Annotated in this window: 16 protein-coding genes and 1 pseudogene; 2 read left to right on the top strand and 15 right to left on the bottom strand. The window is 35.2% G+C overall.

Annotated features, from left to right (window positions below; genetic code table 11):
* Positions 1–11 precede the first annotated feature (11 nt).
* The 13 genes from H8S17_RS01790 to H8S17_RS01730 form a co-directional block, all read right to left on the bottom strand.
* On the bottom strand, positions 12–2,045 hold the full coding sequence (locus tag H8S17_RS01790) for a metallophosphoesterase (RefSeq protein WP_186865970.1): 2,034 nt from the start codon (positions 2,043–2,045) through the stop codon (positions 12–14).
* Between the two features lie 13 nt (positions 2,046–2,058).
* Positions 2,059–3,078, bottom strand: a complete 1,020-nt coding sequence (locus H8S17_RS01785) for a hypothetical protein (RefSeq protein WP_186865969.1) — start codon at positions 3,076–3,078, stop codon at positions 2,059–2,061.
* A gap of 13 nt (positions 3,079–3,091) precedes the next feature.
* Entirely contained in the window at positions 3,092–4,144 is a 1,053-nt protein-coding gene (locus tag H8S17_RS01780) for a hypothetical protein (protein WP_186865968.1), read from the bottom strand.
* A gap of 373 nt (positions 4,145–4,517) precedes the next feature.
* Positions 4,518–6,035 (bottom strand): RNA-binding domain-containing protein, encoded by a 1,518-nt coding sequence (locus H8S17_RS01775; RefSeq protein WP_186865967.1) that lies wholly within the window; start codon positions 6,033–6,035, stop codon positions 4,518–4,520.
* Between the two features lie 66 nt (positions 6,036–6,101).
* Positions 6,102–7,958, bottom strand: coding sequence for a hypothetical protein (locus tag H8S17_RS01770; RefSeq protein WP_186865966.1), 1,857 nt, complete (start codon positions 7,956–7,958; stop codon positions 6,102–6,104).
* Positions 7,955–9,532 (bottom strand): ATP-binding protein, encoded by a 1,578-nt coding sequence (locus tag H8S17_RS01765; RefSeq protein ID WP_186865965.1) that lies wholly within the window; start codon positions 9,530–9,532, stop codon positions 7,955–7,957. Before H8S17_RS01765 ends, H8S17_RS01770 begins: the two co-directional genes overlap by 4 nt.
* Before the next feature lie 21 nt (positions 9,533–9,553).
* A complete protein-coding gene (locus H8S17_RS01760) occupies positions 9,554–11,215 on the bottom strand; it encodes an ATP-binding protein (protein WP_186865964.1) in 1,662 nt (553 codons plus the stop codon).
* Between the two features lie 11 nt (positions 11,216–11,226).
* Positions 11,227–12,378 carry a hypothetical protein gene (locus H8S17_RS01755; protein WP_186865963.1) on the bottom strand — a complete coding sequence of 384 codons (1,152 nt, stop codon included), beginning with the start codon at positions 12,376–12,378 and terminating at the stop codon, positions 11,227–11,229.
* Positions 12,375–12,593: a helix-turn-helix domain-containing protein gene (locus H8S17_RS01750; protein ID WP_186865962.1), complete on the bottom strand. Its 219-nt coding sequence runs from the start codon at positions 12,591–12,593 to the stop codon at positions 12,375–12,377. The genes H8S17_RS01755 and H8S17_RS01750 overlap by 4 nt, the downstream gene beginning before the upstream one ends.
* A 177-nt stretch (positions 12,594–12,770) precedes the next feature.
* The gene (locus H8S17_RS01745; RefSeq protein WP_186865961.1) at positions 12,771–14,603 is read right to left on the bottom strand and encodes a relaxase/mobilization nuclease domain-containing protein; all 1,833 of its coding nucleotides are present in this window, start codon (positions 14,601–14,603) and stop codon (positions 12,771–12,773) included.
* Positions 14,582–14,944: a plasmid mobilization protein gene (locus H8S17_RS01740; protein WP_118149106.1), complete on the bottom strand. Its 363-nt coding sequence runs from the start codon at positions 14,942–14,944 to the stop codon at positions 14,582–14,584. Before H8S17_RS01740 ends, H8S17_RS01745 begins: the two co-directional genes overlap by 22 nt.
* 292 nt (positions 14,945–15,236) lie before the next feature.
* The gene (locus H8S17_RS01735) at positions 15,237–15,413 is read right to left on the bottom strand and encodes a hypothetical protein (RefSeq protein ID WP_186865960.1); all 177 of its coding nucleotides are present in this window, start codon (positions 15,411–15,413) and stop codon (positions 15,237–15,239) included.
* 121 nt (positions 15,414–15,534) lie between these two features.
* Positions 15,535–15,930 (bottom strand): hypothetical protein, encoded by a 396-nt coding sequence (locus H8S17_RS01730; protein ID WP_186865959.1) that lies wholly within the window; start codon positions 15,928–15,930, stop codon positions 15,535–15,537.
* 282 nt (positions 15,931–16,212) lie between these two features.
* On the opposite strand from H8S17_RS01730, the gene H8S17_RS01725 reads away from it, so the two are divergent.
* Both H8S17_RS01725 and H8S17_RS16820 read left to right on the top strand, forming a co-directional pair.
* The gene (locus H8S17_RS01725) at positions 16,213–16,797 is read left to right on the top strand and encodes a helix-turn-helix domain-containing protein (protein WP_186865958.1); all 585 of its coding nucleotides are present in this window, start codon (positions 16,213–16,215) and stop codon (positions 16,795–16,797) included.
* Positions 16,798–16,985: 188 nt separating this feature from the next.
* Positions 16,986–18,031 (top strand): annotated as a pseudogene (locus tag H8S17_RS16820) (site-specific integrase); the annotation flags it as partial.
* Between the two features lie 595 nt (positions 18,032–18,626).
* Here the strand turns inward: H8S17_RS16820 and H8S17_RS01715 are convergent.
* The gene (locus H8S17_RS01715; RefSeq protein ID WP_009247521.1) at positions 18,627–19,124 is read right to left on the bottom strand and encodes a nucleotidyltransferase domain-containing protein; all 498 of its coding nucleotides are present in this window, start codon (positions 19,122–19,124) and stop codon (positions 18,627–18,629) included.
* 84 nt (positions 19,125–19,208) lie between these two features.
* On the bottom strand, positions 19,209–20,753 hold the full coding sequence (locus H8S17_RS01710) for an ATP-binding cassette domain-containing protein (RefSeq protein ID WP_009247522.1): 1,545 nt from the start codon (positions 20,751–20,753) through the stop codon (positions 19,209–19,211).
* Positions 20,754–21,192: the final 439 nt, after the last annotated feature.

Here is a 21,192-nt window from a genome sequence, read left to right as displayed (position 1 = left end):
CTGCTTATGTACTATTCATCTAACAAAGTCTTTTGACGATAAGCCTTCGCATCACCAAGCAATTTTACGGCTCTATTAAAATGCATAATAGTAGCACTCCCTGGTTCCTCAATACTTTCATCCATTGAGTCAAGCATTCCACATCCTGATTTATCGCTGTCTCCAAATGAGGAAAAAATCTTACCTTCAAATCCTTTGTATTTAACTATTTTTAACAAATTACTTGCAATCTTATTACTCAACTTTTGTTGTTTTCCTCTTCCACACTTATTAACAGTACACAAATCAATTCTGAAAACATCCGAATCAAGTTCATTCAAAATCTGCTCCAGCTTTTCTTCTGATAATGTGTATTCACTTTCCTTGTCTAAACGATAATGACTAAACATAAGCAATCCTATACTAATTTTCCTCTTTGTTATTTGATACAGCATTTTACACTGTTCTAGAAACTCGTGATAATCATGTGTTTTATTCATTGGCATCAATTTATTTCGTTCACTCCTTATAGCATTTAATGAAAAATGAACTGTAACCGGATGCACAAACACCCCTCTCTTTATATCTTCTGCAAGAGTAGGAATAAAATCAGTAACTCCACTAGTACATATTATATACCTAGAAACATTTTGTCCTATTCGTTCCATTACATAATCATTCAGTAGTATGGCTTCTCGAATGACTGTATAATTCATCCCAGGCTCACCTTGTCCCATAAATGCAAATTCTCGTTTATTATCCCTTACCTGTGGATAACTAGTACAATTACTATCATACTCCGCCATAAATATACACTGCAATGCAATCTCTTCTGCCTTCAAATTTGCATAAAAAGGACGCATTCCCGTTCCACAAAACAAACATTGTTCATTTGTTACAGCCAATTGACATCCGATACTAGTAGATATTGTATATGCAGAGGTTTTTATGTCATCTTCATTACCCGACGAAATTTTAAGTCTTTTGTTAAATGCTAATGATTCGACAAGTTCATTTGTTCTCTTCCAATAATACTTTATTCCATCCTCACCTAATGCCCCCAGTAAATGATACCCTTCAATAGAAAAAGGATAATTATCCTTTTTTATTACTTCTTTATCTGGTTTGATTTCAATTGACACATTTTCAACTGGCAGTGTTACAAGATTTTCTCTAACATTTGCTGGATCAATGACCCATTTTTGCTGTTTTACATCCCATTTATGAGTAGTTATATTAACATGTCCATCTGAAAACAATTCCCCTATAGCAAAACCTGCATAAACGTCACTATTATCTTGTACAAAACAACCTACATTTACTTGTTTTCCTTTTTCACCAAATGACGAAAACCAATGTTCATGCGAATGTCCACAAAGGTACAATGAAATATTATGATTATCCAAAAATTTGGTACATACATGATTTTCTTCGTCTCGTAGCCAATCAAATCCATGATGCCCCATAGCAATAATAGGCTTACCATCATTTACACGAGATACGCATGCATCAATAAAGACACTTCCAATCATTAATCTTTTATTATCAGCATTACTACAAGCAGTCAAAGCAGTATTAAGTATCAAAAGATAAAACGGACCTACATCAACAATAGTGTGCGGATTATCTTCTGTCCATATCGATTCATCGGAAAGTTGCTTGTTCATCTCCTTATAAAATATAAAATCTTTTTGTAATTGTCCAAGTACTTCTGAACTTATTATCCCATCACTTGAACTATAATTATTATAAACGCCATCTATTATCAGTTTTCTTACCTCACCTCGCGATAAATCATGATTACCAGGTGCTGTATATATTTCATTTTTAGTTAATCCCAATACTTCTGCACACTGTAAAATATACTCTACCACTTTTGTTGCATTCATCTCGTTTTCTGGTGCAAATCGATAATCACCTGTCAAAAACATCCCATTTATTTTCTCTTTAATCTCATTTTTTAAATACTCGGGAAGAGAATCTCGCAATTGCTTAGTATTAAAAGTTACTTTTTTATTTTGAAAATGAATATCAGACATTTGAATCCATCTATAAATACACTCCATATTCATGTTCACCTCAATTCATATATTTATTAACTAATTCAACAGCTCTCGCATTAAGTTCTTTCCATTTTTGTGATGCGATATTATCTGGTTCTTTTCCTCCAAGCATACCACAGGCAGATTTCTTTTCTTTACCAAAAGATGAAAAGTACTTGGCTTCAAATCCTCTTTCCTGAGCAATTTCAATAACTTCCCTTGCTTCATCATAACAATATGGAGCAGATTCACTAATTTCCTCAATTGGATTATACTCACAAAAGCTAAGTCGGTAATCCTCTGGATCTAATAAATCCAAAATCGGTAACACAGCATTGACATCATTTTTATAGTTACATATTCCCTTTTTTGAAGAAAAATTGTTAAATAGCATTATACCTATACAAGGCTTCTCGCCTGTTTTTTTTCTTATATCCTTCATTAATGAAATTGATTCTTGAATCGGATATATTCTATTAATAGGCATGAGCATATCTCGTCCATATAATGAATGTACTGATAAATGAAGCGTAACCTTTTCAGTAAAATAATTTTCCACATCATCTTTATAACATTTTATTGATTCTGGTATTCCACATGTAGCAAAAATATGCCTACATACTTTTTGACCTAATTCACGCATGACTTGGTTCGTTATTTCGATAGCCATGCGTACTTGCGCATAAGAAAACCCAGGCTCTCCCTGACCCATATAGGCAAATTCTCTTTCCTTATCTCTTAATTCTGGATGTTCTTCACACAACATATCCGCAAGTACCATAAACACATTTTGTTGAGCGATCTCTTTACATGTCAATAATCTACCATATGGTAAAACATTTCCGGTTCTACAAAAAGCGCACGGAAGTCCTTGTACTCTTAATATACATCCTGCACTTACTGAAGTTGTATATCCACAAATATTTTCACTTTTTCCTTTTGAACGGTTTGTGAAGGCTGCACTTTCTACATAATTAGCAATTTTATCACATTTCCATGCAAATCTTAAGCCATCTACAGTATCTTCTCCCAGTAAATCATATCCTATAATTTCCACTTATGTCCTCCCTTTAATAGCTAGAACCTTTGTATACTGGTTCTTTCATCTCAAGCAAATCAGAATTTCCACATTTTGCAGCACAAGTATCACAAAATGGACAAGCTGTAAAATATGGACGTAACCACTGTGATTCTTTTTCTTCCAAATTACAATCTGGTTTCTCTTGTAAACAAATTGACCTGCCGATATGCCAGTCAATTTGATTAATACAATTTACATTTAAACCACTATATGCACATATATCAAGCATTAGTTCAGCACACAAATGTCGAACTGCCGCAATCGTGCTTTCCTTTCTCTCTGCGGTTTGGTTCACAATATATTCTTTTGCATATTCTGTTTTTGCAAATAATAAACCTCTTCTTAAATAAGTACGTATAAGATGATAATCTATCGCCGGCTGACAATATCCAACTAAGCCCTCGAACGTTTTGTATGAAGACATTTTTTGAAGTAATAATTGCATTTTTTTCTCTTCAATATCCATTGCAAAAACATTGCATAACAATAGATTCTTTCGAACATTAATTTGGGACAACAAATTACCACTACTATCAAGAAAAATTGAAGATATATCACTAAATGCTTGTGCCCATTCTCCTATTTCTCTCAAAATTCTTGTCCGCTCTTTTGCACGAACTCTTTCTGGTTTATTATATGAACGAAACAACTCTGCAACTTCATTTTCCTCAATATGTACCAATCTATGTGGTAAAATCCAATTGTAATCCTCTTGCAACTTATTATATATTGCACTTCTAAGATAATCCCAATTCATCTGATGACAAATACCTGCACAAACAATTTCCGACATAATCAAGATATTCTGTCCAAATGAATCAAAAACTATTTGCTCTCTAGGTATTATTTCTGCCAATTTGGGATATATTGAATCAAAATTACATCCCAAAAAAGGTAATGCCATAATATCAAACTCGTTCTTTAACCTTTCAGATATAAACTGATTTTTTTCTTTTAAGTTTTTTTGTTTATTGTCCTCTATCTTTCCATTGTTCTCATCTCCCTCGACAGTTGGGAGAAAAGATAATTGTAAATATTCCATTAAGTCCTCCATAAATGAATAATAAATTACATACAGCTACTCATCACCATTGATTTTCAGATAAAACTATTATTTTGCCTCACAATTATACTAGCTTTATATTCCAATCTATTCGCTATTCCATTTCTTAATAACACATTATCAGTCTGCTGTATCCTCAAAAATTATTCTTTATCCATCTGCAATTTTCTCCAAAACAACTTATATTTACATTACTTTCTAAAATACACCTTATTCTTCGTCTTACATTCCCCATTAAGAATACTTAGCTTTTCCGCTTTTGACAGCAATCGGCTTGCCGTTTTCACCTCAACTCCCAACAATTTTTTTTCGTCGCTTTTTTCGTCGCTTTTTCAACGAAAAAAGCGACGAATTATTTTAGTCTATACAACTTACCTTTTGTTTTCCCATTATCAATGAGTTTATCAAGTGCAATTAATTCCTTTAACAATTCCTTTGTCCTAGTATCTTTTAATCCCAGATTATCAGCTATTTCAGCTGTTTTGTGCCATTCACCATCATTTAATAATTTTAAGATTTTTTCATATTGTTCTATCTTTTTCTTTGATGATTTTTTCGTCGCTTTCTCATAGCTATCTGGCAGCAAAACTTCACCATCCGCTTCCAAAAATGCCGGGTGAATTGGAATCCTTATTCTCATAGCTCGTCTATCTTCATCGGTAAAGAATTCCGCTCTAGGGGAACCATTCTTTTCAAGTTCTTCCTGTATTGTTGGTATGCCAGAAGAATGTCCCTCTGATAAATCCAGTTCTTTTAAAAACTCTCCAAGTCGTCTATTTCTATAATATCTCGAAACAAATCTCTTTCCCTCAGCTATCGTTTTTTCTGAAATAGATCTGTCTATCCCCGGAAAATTCATAATATTTATGCAATCCGGCTCTATCTCTATAGTTACTGGTTCAAAGGACATATAATCTCTGTGATAAAAAGCATTTACCACAGCCTCCTCTATTGCCTGATATGGATAATTGAATATCCTTAATGCCTCCATCTGATTTGGTACTTTAATTACCTTTTCTCGAATAATCAAATTACGAAATCTTTCCATTGTTGCCTGAATCATCTGAGGCACCGAACCTGTAATATTAGGGAAATCTTCACTAATACTTGGATTTTCAACGCTTCCTTCAGGAAAAGAGGTCATCTGTACATAAGTATATCCAAAGAATTTTTCTGGATGCTCACAGAACATCATAATTGCCACATTCTGAATATATCTGAGTTCTGGAGGACCAACCAATAGCTGCATATCATTAAGTATTTCCTCAACACCACGTTCCCTTACCTGTTTAGCAAGCTTACTACCAGTTTTTCTCAAATGATCTTCTAACAGCACCGGTGAAATATCCTCAAATGTTGCCTTATGGTTTGCTCTACAATCAAACGGGGTTTGATCTGACATATTAATCAGTTCTCGCTCCTGTTCACTATTTGCCTTAACAGAACTTGTCTGATAACGAATATAATAATTGTACTTCTTCTCTTTCTTACTTGTTACGTGCTCTGGTGATTTATAAGGTCGCTGCTGTCCTGTTCTGACAACAATTACAAGAATCCATTTCCCATCCACTTCTGCTGGTATTCCCTGTGGAAAGTAGGGAGGAGAAATCAAATTATTGTAACCCAACATATCTTTCTGTATTGAATCCAACATATATTCAGGTAAGCCCTTTACCGGACGCTTGGCAACACCATTCTCTTCCTCAACACCTACAACAATATAACCTCCGCCATCATTATTATAATCATTCGCAAATGCACAGACACTATGGTAGATATCATCAGGATTCCACCCAGTCTTAAACTCTATTCGGTCTGATTCTAATTTTCTTTTGTTTAATAAATCTTCTACATTCATTTCAAGTTCCATAGTGTCATCTCCATTCCTTTACAATTATTATCTTAAAACAATTTCATACTAATTTTCACTGACATATTATCTTTTCATAGCTTTTTCAGCATCATCTCTAGTTATTTTGTAAAAAGACAATAATTCTAACACTTTTGGATCTGAGATTGTTTCTTCATATGAATCAAAAATATTAGTATGAATTATTTCTTTTGCTTGTGTTAACTGATTTTCATTTAAACTACAAAAACACTCCCACCACTTTTGCGTAATACCTGTATCTTCAAAATACAAACGATATATAATCATTGCCTCTGGCATATATAATAATTTTTCAAATTCTTCTTCGTCAGCACCAAATGCCTTTTTAAAAAAAGACAATCCCTTACCCACTTTTCCTTTGGTTGAGTTCAAAACAGCTTGTATTGTTCTTATGAATTTTCTATTCCAATGTTCCCCAATATAATCTCTATTACTAAAATACTCTGGATCCTCAATAGGATGATATTTCATTGGAAATGAATAGATACTAACGCCCAATTCTTCACATAAATCAACATTTAATCGTAATCTCTTATAAAGTTCAACTGGCTTATCTTTGAAATTATATAGTACATAATTAGACAAATTAGTATGACCATGTTTAACTGCAGTTCTTATAGATTTTTCATATATTTCATGCAATTCCCAATGATCAAATGCTATTCTTACTGGTCTAATTGAAATTTCAAATAATTTTTCCATATTCTCGTCCGTAATCAGTCGAGAATCTATGCCTTGATTGAAATCAACATATCTCTTGCGCGGTCTTTTTTTACTATAAATTTCATCAAAATATGGTTTCAATGTTTCGTAAGTTGCTAAAATAGCCTCTTTTTTTGCCGTATATGTTTCCAAAAGATTATTACTTTCAAGAAGATCATATACGTCTTGAATTTTTGAGCCCATTTTTTCTATAAGCATTTTGTATTCACGTACCACTCTCTTTATATATGCCTTTTCATTATATCCATCACGCAAATTCTTAATGGCTACCTCAAACATATTGGGCTCTACAAAAGTGGCATCTGTAGTAAAGCCAGCGTTCTTAATCTCATCTATTATTTGTGTATATTGGCAGGATGCCAAAACATTGTTATCTAATAATAAAAGATCTTTTTTACCACCAAACCGTTCACTTGCCCATTTAACCTGTTCAGCAATTGGTAAATAACTCTTATATTCTGGTTCAAGTTTAGGTACCGCACAAAAAGCACACTTATTAATGCACCCTCTTGTCATATATGCCAAATATCCATCACTTGCTGGATACTTATAATCTATTTCTTCTAAAATTGAATAGTCCAATGGCAAAGTATCAATAATCATATCATTATCATCTAATACTCCTGGCTTACTTAAAGTTCCTTTGTAAGGCTTTATACCAGTTTCCTCCTCTACCCTATCTGCCAAAATAGTTGCCATTACTCCCCCAACCATTACTCCTTCTGGAGTCTTACAAAGTTGTTTTGCAAAATTAATGGTTTTGATTGTAATATCCCAATAAAAAGTAAACAAGGTTGTAATTCCAACCCTGTCATATTTTCTATTTTCCGGTTTAAAATATTCTTTTTTATAAAAATATTTTCTATAATATTCTAGCAAACTCTTAATTATCACATTTTCATTCGACAATGGAATCTGATCAAATTCATCCTTTAACCCCTTTTTCAAATACATACAAATATGTGGTTTATATTTTTCCCACATAATAGACGAATCATTAGCGTACAACTGTGTTTTTAAATCTTCATAAGTATCATCTAAAACTAAATCTCTTAAATCACCTTTAAAAAAGGTCACATCATCCCCAAGATTTCTGTAATATGTTGCAATTTTCATTAATCCCATTGGAGGGTATTTATTCTTGTAATTGGGTTCGACAAGTAATACTTTCCTGCTCATTTACTCAACTCTTCCTGTATTTTAGCTACAACCATATCAGCCATATCTTTCGGCAAAATAGCCTGTAGAATGGAATATACTTTTGATATAAGCTTCTGCTCTCTCTTATTATATTTTGATAAATTCTGTGTTAAATACTTTTTGTCTTCTTTCTTATTCTTTTCTTCCTGCTTAACAGAATCAACTGAAATCACTGTATTTGATATTTCAGGTCGATAGCTCTCTTTTATTTCATTAAATACTCTATTTAAGGTTATATTTTCATTTGCATCCTGTTCACGTAATTCAATGGTTCGAACACTTTTTTCTGCCTTTTCTTTTGCAGTTTCTAAATCTTTCTTTGCCTTTTCTTTGTCTTTTTCATCAACAAATCCTGCTTCACTTACCTTTTTATCATATTCTACGGCCTTTCTTTCATAATCTGTCTGAGACTGAAATGCCTTTTTTACTTGATTTGCATAATGATATGTTTTATACAACTCATTGTATAAAACTTTTCTTACTTCAACTTCAAACTCCTTTGTTGTTGCATTTGTCTTAAAATAATCTCTTCGGGCATTCGGAATCAATTCGCTATCTACAGCATAAACTTCGCCAACAAAATAGCAATTTCCTCTAGATTCCTTGAAAAACTTAGGAGATGCTCCTAATGTATTCTCATCGCCTATCTGAATATTTTCTTTTCGAAGCCTTATACCCCTCATTTTATTCATTGGCTTTATCTGTTGTTCAAATTTGGAAATTCCAAACCACATCCAAGCAAGTTTTCTTCCATCTGAAGCATAAAATTCTTTAAATTCAACATCTTTAATCTCGTCAACAACCTTTGTTGAACCTGATGTTCCATCATAAATTTTCGTTTTATATGGTTTAAATAATTGATTACCATTAACTTGAATCGTATATTCGTCGATTTTCAAGTTATTATTTCTACAAAATTCATAAATTTTTGACTTATATATAAACCATGATGCAAATGGAATTGGTGCTACTGATTCAAGATATTCAATAACAACCGCCTTATCTAAAAGGTCATCGCTTTCTGGAATTACTCCTTCCATTATTACTTCAAAGTAATGATCATCCACATTTGCTTTGTTCTGATAAGAATAAGTTATATCATCAACGAAATCTGCTGCTGAAGGATGTTGTGTTGTATCTGCTAGAACATCTCGTAATTTCTTTCCATCCCACTCAATAACCGATTCCACATTTTCACCTTTGTATGAAGACTTAAAGATTAATGTATCGCAATATCCAACTCCCGCCAGTCTACCTATTCCACGAAATCCTTTTTCCTTAGTTCTATCTTTTTGGGAATCCGCAATATCTGTCAATTTCTTAACAAACATTTCAGCTGGTATCCCCATAGCATTATCATTTATTGTAATTCGTCTTTTATTGTATTCAATATTAATATCTATAATTGCATCCTTTTCGTTAACAACGCCCGCTGCAATTGCTTTATCTATCGAATCAGCCGAATTCTGTATGTATTCACGATATACAGTATATGCATTCTCGTACATTGCTGTAGTCAAATTTTCAATTACATTCTTTCCAATCTCAGCCATAATGTTACCTCCTCTTCTTATTTATTGTTTATACTGCTTATATATTGGCTCAGGAAACTTAATGCTGAGAAGTGATCTAAAAATTGGATTCTGAACAATATATTCTCCCTGTTTTAATCGTGTCATCATATTCTTATAAACTGATGGGACAAACTTATAATCTGGCTTTGCGATTTCTATCGCATTAGTTCTTCCATATGCATGCGTAGAACAATTTCCTGTCACTCTTGAATGTATTGCACTTCTAAACTGCTCCGCTGAAAATAAAACAATCCCCAATGATCGACCACGTTCAGCTATATCAAGCACTTGATGTAAAATAGGCGAAGATTTTGGTGTATCTTGAGATGCATACTTATTTAATTCATCAATAAAAATCACTACCTTTTTTGGTGGGTTAACATCGTCCTCATCGCTATATTGTCCTAACTGTAAGTCATATATTGTTCTAATCGCATCACCAAAAACAAATCCCTGCATATCTTCATTTAACTTTGCTATATCTATAACATGAACCTCATTCTTCTTTATATGCTTTAACGAGTCCTCTAATCTTGTCTGTTCATTATCATCTGCAATTCGTCCAAACATTGGATTATTATAAATAGAATTTCTAATAATACGATTAAACTTTCTCCAACTTCCAACCGAAATCTCATCATTTTTCTTTCCTGCTTGGCAGTTCTCCTTTACCACTTCAAGAAAATCTGCCCAATCATCTAACCCTCTAAAATTTCCCTGTTCATTTGCAATATAATTGATTATAGAATCCATTGTCTGATTTGGATCCTCTATACTAGCAAATAGCATGTCCAATTTTTTCATATCATCTTCGCAATCATATTTATACAATTTTGCAGTTCCATTAATACACTGTTCATTGTATACCTCTGTAGAAAGGTATGTATTACCAACCTTTCTTTCAGAATATGGATAATAGTAATGAACATTTCTAAAAGGTAATGTAGTTAATCCAAGTTTTGTATATTGACCATATACCCGTTCCTTGTCACTCTCTTTATCAAATTCTGCTGGCTGATCAATTGCAAGTAAATCCTTTCCCTTAACATTAAAAAAAACAAATGCTACATCATCTTCTGAATCTGCTTCATAACACTTATCCTGAATAGCCTTAAGAAGGAACATTGCATAAGATGTCTTTGCCGCAAGTCCAGAAATACCTGAAATATTCAAATGTGCTCCTTCTGGTCCAATCAAAAATCTAGAATCCATTTTAACTGGAAGTGTAATTTTATCTTTATTGTTATACATTTCTAAATATCCACAAGTAACTGGATTTTTCACCTTATTTAATCCCAATGCCTCTGCAATCTCTTCTTCTTCAGCCAACTCAACTTTAGCATCATTAAGCAATGGTATATAAATATTTTTATTATTTCCAATTACACTAGACTTAACATAATTCATTCCAATTCTATGTGTCCTTTCAGTAGTATTAACTTGACCAAAATCATTTGAAATATAATCTGAAAGAAAATTCGCAGTATCGGTAATATGAGAGATTTCTTCTATAACTCCATATGATACACTATTCTCCAAATGTCCGATTTTCACCACATCAAAAGGATTTAAAATCATATCTTGCTTTGTCCAAAAATAAAAATTATCAATTGTTGAAGGATTTTTTTCTGTGGCTATAACTTTTCCGATTACTTTTCCCATCGTTTTATCTCCTAAAATAAGTTCATAAACATTGTTGTACTCATATATTTGCTTTTTGCATAACATTCTGTAATATATACTGGATATAAATGATTAGCCCACCTATTGTCCACTCCATAACAAACCGGATTCCTTTCATTTATAATATTGGCTGTAATAAGATCGACCTCTTCTGTATCCAATCCATTTTCCATCTGTTCCTCTGTAGTAAGAATCTTTTCTATCTTTAAAATCCCATCAAATGTATTTATTGTATATTTTTTATCTCTTATTCGCACATACCATACTGCATATGCCATGCCTGGTAATCGTTCTGATGTATACATGCTAACAGGCGTACGATGATATAATGGCAAATCCGCTACTACATTTGAATTATTTTTACCATTTTTATCCACACAGTTTTCTGGGTTAAAACTCTTAGATACTCCTACCACAAATGAAAAATATCCTGCAAATTTACGTTTTTCTCTCGCACTCTTTATCCCATCAACTTTATATTCAAGCGAACCATCTTTAAGCAAATAATTGGTCGCATTTAATATATGTTGTTCAACCATTTCACTCACCATCTTTACTTCCCGCTTAATCATCAAATCTTGAATAACTGCAATTGCTTTATTCTCTATACGTTCAAACTCATCTTTTTTGGTCGAATAAGGAATCACATCCGTAAATTCAATGTTATTATCTTTAAGCCTATACCCTTGCTCATTAATCTTCTTTTTAAGATTTGGAAAATATGTTGACGATTTCCAATCATCTTTATTTGCTGCCTTTGGTAGCGCAATCGCAAGTCTTCTTTCAAACTTGAACGCCCTCATCTCTCCATCGATTCTTGTGCAACAGCTAATTCCAACCTGTCCAGCAACTATTGGATATACTTGATTTTTATATGCAATATCATCAACCTTGTATGTATGCCTTGACCCATCTAAAAAATAAGAAAACAATGGAGCTTCTGACATCAACAAGTCGGCTTCTTCTCTCATGTCTTTAGTACCTTTAGGTGGAACCGTCTCGCCATATTTTTTCCAGGTTATCTGTTTATTATCATCGTAGTCAATGGGTGATGTCTCCGCACTATCAAAACAATACTTATATGTCTTATAACTTTTACCATTTGTCTCCGATGCAATAATATCTAAAATCTTGTTACTCATAGTTCAGCATCATCCTCTTGTATATTTACTAAGCAAATATCACTAATTTGGCATTTCAACACTTTGCACAACCTTACTAAAACATCAAGTGAAACCATTTCGTCTCTCGAAAGCTTTGCAAAAGTACTTGAACTCAAACCAGCTCTTTTCATTAACTCTGTCTTTGTTAGATTCCTACTTTTCATTAAATCCCATAAATTCTTATATGTAATCATCTTTTCTCCCATTATAATAATAGAAACACTTTCACATATTTTATATTATATGAAAATTTTGTACTATTTGCAACGAATATTTTCGTTTTCTCGAAACTCTAGTTGTGCATATTTTCTATATTATATTCAATTTCATTACTTTTGTTTATATCAATCTGTAAAATAACAGCAGAGAAATCACCTTCCTCTGCCCCTATTCCTTATCTTATCTCTTACCTTTTCTTTATCAGCATCTCTACCAACACTTTCATCATAAATCCTCTGGAACTCCTCATAAATCCCATCTCCATCCAGCTTTATCTCCAACCTTTTCATCACATCCGAGAACAACCTTATGCTACCGCCTACATCAGCAATATCAAATCCAAATACATCAGCCTTAACAGAATCACCGACATTCTCATAACCACCAAGTTCTGATATTCTCCTGACAATCCAGCCAGCTTTGTCCACAGGCTCAGTTTCTTTAGTTTCCACAAATTCACTTTTACCTGTTACATCAGTTGTACTTTCGTCCATTCTTGCCACATTCACATCAGACGAATTATGAACCTCTGGTATTCCTATACCCTCTAAACCAGTCTGTTGTTTTCTCGCACTATCTGTTTGCTCTTTCTGTCTGCCTATTTCATTCTGATTATTATTAGGATTCATTACCTCAACATTTGCATCAGGCTTAACAACTGCTGCCGCCACTTTCTCAACCTCAGTATTCTCTTCCATCCCCGGTATCTCAACATCCCTGTCTGCAACGATTTCTTCTTTCCCTGTCACCGCATAATAAGCCGTATACAAATCTTCTTTTATAATGTCATCAGCAAGCTGTATCTGCCTCTTAACATTTCTCTTCTCCTGCTTCAGCTCATCCAGTTCTTCTTGCACTTCCATGTGCCATATCTGATATTCCCGGTACTGCTCTTCATTCTTTATAATGCGTTTCCGACTAGAACTTTCTCTGTATATCTCCTTCTGCCTGTCCTCAATCTGCTGAATCCTATCTTCTTTCTCACTTATGAAATCCATAAGCTCCACAATACTTTTGATGTCATTATTCACAAGCAGCAGATATTCATCCTGTAACTGATGAAACCGCTTCAAATCCTCTGCATACTTTGCTCCACAAACTACAAAACGCTTCTGTTCTACAACCCTTAATCTGTATAGCTTTGCATAAAACTTCTTCTGGAATGGTGACAGCTTCGCCCTGTGTAGTCTCCTGATATCCGACGAATAAAAGTAAGGCTTTGCCATCCAAGGCATATCCACATAATGCCGTAACATATCTTCTGAAAACATCTCGTCCAGCTTTGCCAGTTTATGATAATACCGAAATCCCGGTGCCTGCACCTCCATCCATGCGTCTTTCTTAAATACATATCCAAGTCTTTTCATCATATATTTAAAATGCTCCACATTCCCGGCTGCATATGCACACATCTTGGCATCCCTTAGAATTATCTCTTTCATTGACATTTCCTTTTCCCACTTGTCCCTGCTGATATTTTTTGGATTCCTGCTGTACTCTGCCGGCATAATGGAAAGTCCAAGTTCATCACAATATTTATTTGTAATAGGCTGGAGATGGTTCTTCCAGTTGCTTTTAGGTGAATTGTATTTCTTGCCGGTTGTCATGCTGACACTGTTCCAGATCAGATGCCCATGCATATGTTCCCTGTCAGTATGGACTGCATACACAGCTTCATAATCATCGCCAAGCACAGCCTTCGCAAAGTGTTCCAGGACGTACATTGCCTGTTCCGCAGTTACTTTTTCTTCCGGCGAAAACGATATAATCACATGATAGCCTTGTCTTTTACCTGTCTTATGAAATATATTCTTTGTCTCTTCCATCTGCTCAAATGCTGTATCCGGCAGGCAGTTAATACCGCCCACCAGTACACATTCTTCTGTCTTATCCGGATTCTGGATATATTCCAAAGCATTCTTTAGGTGTGATGCTGGATTTCTACCTTCTGACTCTTTTATATTCAAGATCTTTGTAATCGCCATACTTCCAGCACCTCCCCGAATGTTTTCTTTACATCATCCAGACTGTTCTGCAATTTATCAATATCGCTGTAATACAATCTCCCCTGTGAATTGCCAAGCTTTACCGTCTGATTAATATTATTTGCAATACCTGCTATGATACGGATTGCTTTTGCCCTGTCCTCAGGATAACTTGTATCTATGTTGCCGCCCGTCCGGATCAATTCTCTTATATAGGCACTTGCTGTCATTCCCGTCCGGTTAAGTGCCGCTTTTAGAATATCCATATCTTTCTCCGACAGCTTCACAGATACCTTATGATCTTTCCTGTCAGACTTATATCTTCTCTTTCCATCTGCCATACGTTTTTCCCCTTTCGTAATTTTCAAATTCTGTATCAAACCAATCTCTTTTTATCTGTACCATTGCTTTTTTCATCCTTTCTAAAAGTAGTGTTCACTGGTTTTGCAAGATGCGGAAAAGGTCGGACCTTTTCCCGAAAAAATATAAACGCCATCAGCGTTTACATAATTTTTCGTCTTGGCAGGAGCACCTGCACCCTGTATATGATATGTGGTGGTTAATGTACCACCACAATTACTGATATGGTGGCTAAAGTTCCACCTGATTTAAAAGTGGTGGCGCTTTTTGCCATCACTTTACTGTTTTAGTGGCATTTTCCGCCACCACTTTTCCATTTTGACGGCACTTTCCGCCACCATAACTTTTTTCTCGCTTATCTGAGTGGTGGCGCTTTTTGCCGTCACTTTGCTGTTTTGACGGCGCTTTTTGCCCCCACTTTTGCATTTTGACAGCACTTTTTGCCTCCACACTTTTTCGGCTCTGATTTGTGCGGGGGCGCTTTCTGCCCCCACTTTGTGGTTTTGGGGGCGCTTTCTGCCCCCATTTGCACGTTTTGGGGGCGCTTTTTGCCCCCACTCGCTGGATTCACCTATTCAGTTGTCTCTTTCACCATTACATCTGCATCCAACATCACATTTTCTGCTATCTCAGCACCATCTTCCGACAATTCATTTGTTTCAGGCGGTATATCCACTTCATCCTGTTCACTTATCACAGAATCCCCAACTGCCGCTTCATAATCCATTTCTTCTGCAACATTGCTTCGGTTACGCTGTGGCTCATAATCCGGATTGTAATAATCTTCGTAACCATAGATTTTCTGTTCAAAGTACTTCCTTGGACATTTGCCCCGCATGGTGAAATAACCTTTTGCCTCAAGCTCTGCATTATATTCCTTTATAATTGCATATGCCTTTGTCATCCCGATACCAAGCATCTGGCTTATCTCACCTGCATCTATGAATGCTTCCTTTATACCCTTCATGCAGCTCCTCCTTTCATAAATTGTTATTTTAAATACGTGTTTTTACAAAACAGCTATCCTGTTCTTCATTTAATCCGTATTTCTAATTCGTGTTTGTTTTAATATCCTTTTCAAAATTTGTCAATAGAACTTTTTATAATTACGCACTTGCAATTCGTTTTTGTTTATGATAAAGTAATCGCACAATCATAAACAAGTCACTTATTGATACGTATTTCATTTAATATCAACCTAATACGTATCTTTACAGCGGACTATTTCATATAAAGGAAGGTGAACAGAATGGCTTACTCTGATTCCATTAAACTTACTATGTCCTCTTCAGAAGAAATCGGAAAGGCAATACAGAAGCAGCGCAGAGCACAAAAGATCACGCAAAAGGAGTTTGCACAGCGGCTTGGTAAATCAGAACGTACTATCCAGAAATATGAATCTGGTGAAATACTATTAAAGATAGATGTTTTAAAACAGATTGCTAATGAATTAAATGTTCCATGGCAGGAGCTTTTATTTGCAAAAGATACTAATACTCCAAAAGATAATACAACCGCTGAATATCCGTCATATGAATTCCACACTATGTCAAATGTAATCAATGCTCTCTTTGCCATAACTGAACTTACTGATTTTTCATTTGAGCTGACCAACACCAAACCTCCTGAAAGTCCTGAATGGACTGCCGGGATTAAGGTTAATGGCAAAGGCAATGGAAAATATGATGCAGACTTCTGTCTCTTTATGGAAAACTGGATAACAAAGAAGAATATGCTCCAGACAGGAAAAATTTCAAAAGAAAAGTTTGATTCATGGAAATCAGATATGTTGGCATATTATAAGGATTCCAGACTGGATAATGAAGCCGATTAAAAAACTGAATAATTACAGGCTTACACCTTTAGTAAAGAAAAAGCTCCGGCATACTCCTTCTCGCAAAAGGAATAACCGAAGCTATGTAAGTGATTAACCCGAAGGCTTTATAATCACCCTTAACAAGTAGATTATATCATAGCCTTTTGATGATTGCACAACAATTTTACAAAAAGGAGATGATATTTATGCCAGCTTACAAAGATGAAAAAACTGGTAAATGGTTCGCCAAGTTCTATTATACGAACTGGCAGGGAATCAAAAAACAGAAGTGGAAAAGAGGATTTGCCACCAAAAAGGAAGCCTTAGGATTTGAAAGGGATTTTCTGGAAAAGCAGTCTGCCAATCCTGACATGACATTTCAAAACCTTTATGAAATTTATATGGAGGATATGGCTGCAAGACTTAAGCAGTCAACTCTTCTGACAAAAAGGCGGTACTACAGACGCATATTCTTCCATTCTTCGGTAGCAAGCCGATAAATGAAATCAAAGCCTCTGATGTACGAAGATGGCAGGCGAAGCTTATGAGTTCGCCGAATAATTACTCCCAGACCTATCTGAAAAAGATTAACACGGAGCTTAACAGCATCATCAATTACGCCAAGCGTTTCTATGACCTTAACACCAATCCCTGTGGCAAGGCAGGCACCATTGGAAAAGCAAAGGCTGAGGAAATGGATTACTGGACTTACGATGAATATATTGCTTTCCGTGAGGGTGTAAAAGACAAGTCGCTATCGTATATATGCTTTGAAGTCCTGTACTGGACTGGTATGCGAGAAGGCGAACTGCTTGCTCTATCACCTGCTGATATTGACCTTGATAACAAGACAATATCCATCAACAGAACATATCAGCGGATAGAAGGAAAAGATGTATTTACATCACCTAAGACAAGAAAAAGTAAGCGAAAGATTCCGATTCCGGATTTTCTATGCCAGGAGCTATCAGACTATATCCAGTCAAGGTATATGCTTGACGCAGATGAAAGGCTGTTCCCGGTAACAAAATCATATCTCTCACACGAGATGATAAGAGGTTGCAAAAACACAGGTGTAAAGAAGATACGAATCCACGATATCAGGCATTCGCACGCCAGCTTACTTATTAATCAGGGCTGTGATGCGCTGATGTTAGCAGACAGGCTCGGACATGAGAAAGTATCCACAACACTTAACACATACTCTCATCTGTTTCCACATAAACAGCAGGAGCTTGTGCATAGTCTGGAATCATTGCAGGCGACAGATTCGCCAACACTTGAACCACCATCTGATAACCCTCTGCTTGAAGCAGCAGGTATCACATGTGAAGTGCCTCAGACTCAAGACAACGGCTCAGATGTAACAATCCGACCTCAGTTTGGACCTGCGTTAGTACCATCAAATACCGCATCAGGGAAAATCATCCAGATGCCACAAAGAAAGATCATATAAAAGAAATCCAGCAGTCATCAGGGTTTCTTGCTATTAAAGTTAATGACAACCAACTGAAAACGATAGAAAAAGAGTAGTTGCTATTAGTAGCAAATTAGTAGCAGAGCAAAAGAAAAAGTCTCGGAACCCGCTTGTTTAGCGGATTCCAAGACTTGTGGCTCTTACTCAAACTCTACAAAGACTAACGCTTTTTGTTTAGGAATTATTCTCTGTAATGTTTCTCGTTCTTTTGATTATTTGATATATCCATATTATCCTGCCTATACGAGCTAATGTTATCATTTTGTTATCGGCATTGATAACACCTACTCGATAACTGTGGATAATAACTATATGTAGCATGTCAAATTATAAGCTATTTTGCTTAGAGATTCAACACAAAACTGAAATTTTACTTTTCCTTATATTCATCTGGTATTGCTATTTGAAATGTTTCACACAACAGCATCACATCATGCACATCATTTTTATCGTGTTCATATCCCAAATGAAGCATTACCTGACTCAATGGTTCAATACAAGAAACAGTTATATCTCCAACTTTTCCAATACCGGAAAAAGTTTTTGATGGAAATATATCTCCCTCATAAACAATTCCGTCATCTGTAAATTCAAAACAATGTAAATCAATGATTCTTTGTTTATCATCTTTCCAGACAGTATGACCATCCGTTGTATAATCAGTATTTACTTCCTCAAATCCATGCTGCTTAATCACATAAATATAATCATGATAATGTTTCAGTTCAACAAACAAATCAATATCATTGTGTATTCTTGATTCTCTTTTAAGAAGTGCATCAACACCCCATCCGCCATCTAAATATACTTTAATTTCGTTTTGCAAAGCATATTTTATAATTTCACATGCATCTTCTGTACGTACCATAATCTATCCTCCAAATTCAAATCTTTGTATGCTTTCCAACTCACTAAAAGCCTGAAATTTGTCAGTCTTTCATCCTTTTTGTTATCAATCACCAATTAGCTGTAATCCATTAGGATTTAGCTGATATATTTTATCGCACACCTCTTCAATATACTTTCTATCGTGAGAAATGCTAATGACAGCCCCCGGAAATTCTCGGAGCATTTTTCTTATTACCGGACCGGACAATGGTGAAAAATTTCTTGTCGGTTCATCCAGAATAAGAACATTTGCACCACTTAAGCTCATCCTCAAGAGAAGCACTTTCGCCTTTTGTCCGCCTGATAACTCCCGAATCGGATGCTCCATTTCATCTGGTGTGTATTTAAGTGAACCAAGGTATGTTCTAATTCTTGTACGCTCTTCTTTATCTCCTGTTTTATCAAGGTAATCAACCGGTGTAACATCCAAATCCAGCAGGTCTTCATAAGTTTGAGGCATATATTCTGCTTTAATGTCATTCCGATTTAGGAGTTCTTCCGCTATCTTTTTTAGAAGAGTCGTTTTTCCTGCCCCGTTGGCTCCTATCATACAGATTTTTTCTGAACCTTTTATTTTTAAATGAATTCCTTCTGCTAAAATTCTTTTGCCATCCGGAGTCACAAGCTTTGAAAGTTCATATTCTATGACCGTTTTTCCTGCGGGAATGTGTGAGTTTTCATCCCCTAATTTGACAAAGATTGCTTCTTCCTGTTCCGGCATCTGAGTCATATTTTCATCTTCTTTTTCAAATCTTCGTTCCATTGCCTTAACCGTATGCATTTTGTCCTTTAAGTTTTTGGCAACAGACGGTGCTTGTCTGGTACAACTTCTTAATGCACCTTGTACACTCTGCATAACTCTTTGATATTTTTCATCGCGAATCTTTTTCTCCCTACGGTCACTCAGTGCCCGCTGTTTTTGGATTTCAAATTTATGAAGCCGTTCTTCCACATAGCGTCTATAGGGAAGCTTTGCCACGGTATATCTCGCCTTTGTTTTTCGTATAATCTGCTCGATATGTATCACCATGTTGGCAGTACGCTCTATCAGCGTTTCATCGTGTGAAATAAAAAGCACAATGTGCTTCCAGTCATTTATGATTTTTTCCAGTAATGTAAGCGTCGCAATGTCGATGTCATTGGAAGGTTCGTCCAACAACAGCACAGAAACATCGCGAATGAAAAGCCTCATAAGTTGTGTCTTGACTTTTTCGCCTCCTGAAAGACTACCCATTGTCTGGTTACTGTAGAAAAAATCATTTTTCATTCCAAATTTTCCCGCAATAACAGACAATTCTTTAGGCGTTTTCTCCCAGAATATTTCCTCTTCAGAAAAATATTCGTATATTGTTTTTTCCTTATCTTCATCGAGCATCTCCTGCGGAAGATAACCAAGACGTTCGTGTCCCATTATCCTTTCCCCATCTGCTTCTATATAGTTTTCTACAAGCGACGGATTGTATATCCACTTCATTAATGTCGATTTCCCATTTCCCTCTTCTCCAATAATAACTGCCTTATCTCCATCATTTAGCACAAGGTTGAAATCATTAAGAATTATTCTCAGGTCTTTTTTATGTGTTAAATTTAATTTTTTTATCTGCAACATTAAAGTTTCTCCTTTTCGAAGTCTGAGCCAATTATTATTTTGAACACACAAAAACGAGTCTTTTTTGCATACGCAAAAATAGACTCGCTAAATAGACCCTTATTTCTTTTCCAAAAGGAAAACAAAGGAAATGCCTCTTGCGATAATCCAACTTAAGCGTACACAAAACAAACCTATTCTCTACAGGCTCAATAACTATATGTGTCTTACTTAAATCAAATTATCTATTAATCATTTCCTCACCTTACACAAAATGTGCCTTTCTTTCTTCTAATGGCAATACTATCATACTGTATTTTTTGTGTCAATACATTTCACCTTATGGAAGTGCAAATTAAAATTTTCACTTCCTAATTATACATCCAACCATTACGAAATTCAATCTTTCACAACCTCTTTACAACCACAACCACAGCACTCCAGCAAACGCAGGAGCACC

This window comes from Roseburia zhanii (assembly GCF_014287635.1).
In the GTDB taxonomy this organism is placed as follows: Bacteria; Bacillota; Clostridia; order Lachnospirales; family Lachnospiraceae; genus Roseburia_B; species Roseburia_B zhanii.
Note: the sequence above shows the minus strand (reverse complement) of the source record. Positions and strands in the feature narration are given on the sequence as shown.

What these genes read in the sequence shown, in the direction of transcription:
- H8S17_RS01745 (WP_186865961.1), bottom strand. Translation starts at nt 14,603, where the DNA reads ATGGCGATTACAAAGATCTTGAATATAAAAGAGTCAGAAGGTAGAAAT.
- H8S17_RS01765 (WP_186865965.1), bottom strand. Translation starts at nt 9,532, where the DNA reads ATGGCTGAGATTGGAAAGAATGTAATTGAAAATTTGACTACAGCAATG.
- H8S17_RS01715 (WP_009247521.1), bottom strand. Translation starts at nt 19,124, where the DNA reads ATGGTACGTACAGAAGATGCATGTGAAATTATAAAATATGCTTTGCAA.
- H8S17_RS01760 (WP_186865964.1), bottom strand. Translation starts at nt 11,215, where the DNA reads ATGGGAAAAGTAATCGGAAAAGTTATAGCCACAGAAAAAAATCCTTCA.
- H8S17_RS01790 (WP_186865970.1), bottom strand. Translation starts at nt 2,045, where the DNA reads ATGGAGTGTATTTATAGATGGATTCAAATGTCTGATATTCATTTTCAA.
- H8S17_RS01710 (WP_009247522.1), bottom strand. Translation starts at nt 20,753, where the DNA reads ATGTTGCAGATAAAAAAATTAAATTTAACACATAAAAAAGACCTGAGA.
- H8S17_RS01770 (WP_186865966.1), bottom strand. Translation starts at nt 7,958, where the DNA reads ATGAGCAGGAAAGTATTACTTGTCGAACCCAATTACAAGAATAAATAC.
- H8S17_RS01780 (WP_186865968.1), bottom strand. Translation starts at nt 4,144, where the DNA reads ATGGAATATTTACAATTATCTTTTCTCCCAACTGTCGAGGGAGATGAG.
- H8S17_RS01755 (WP_186865963.1), bottom strand. Translation starts at nt 12,378, where the DNA reads ATGAGTAACAAGATTTTAGATATTATTGCATCGGAGACAAATGGTAAA.
- H8S17_RS01730 (WP_186865959.1), bottom strand. Translation starts at nt 15,930, where the DNA reads ATGAAGGGTATAAAGGAAGCATTCATAGATGCAGGTGAGATAAGCCAG.
- H8S17_RS01725 (WP_186865958.1), top strand. Translation starts at nt 16,213, where the DNA reads ATGGCTTACTCTGATTCCATTAAACTTACTATGTCCTCTTCAGAAGAA.
- H8S17_RS01750 (WP_186865962.1), bottom strand. Translation starts at nt 12,593, where the DNA reads ATGATTACATATAAGAATTTATGGGATTTAATGAAAAGTAGGAATCTA.
- H8S17_RS01740 (WP_118149106.1), bottom strand. Translation starts at nt 14,944, where the DNA reads ATGGCAGATGGAAAGAGAAGATATAAGTCTGACAGGAAAGATCATAAG.
- H8S17_RS01775 (WP_186865967.1), bottom strand. Translation starts at nt 6,035, where the DNA reads ATGGAACTTGAAATGAATGTAGAAGATTTATTAAACAAAAGAAAATTA.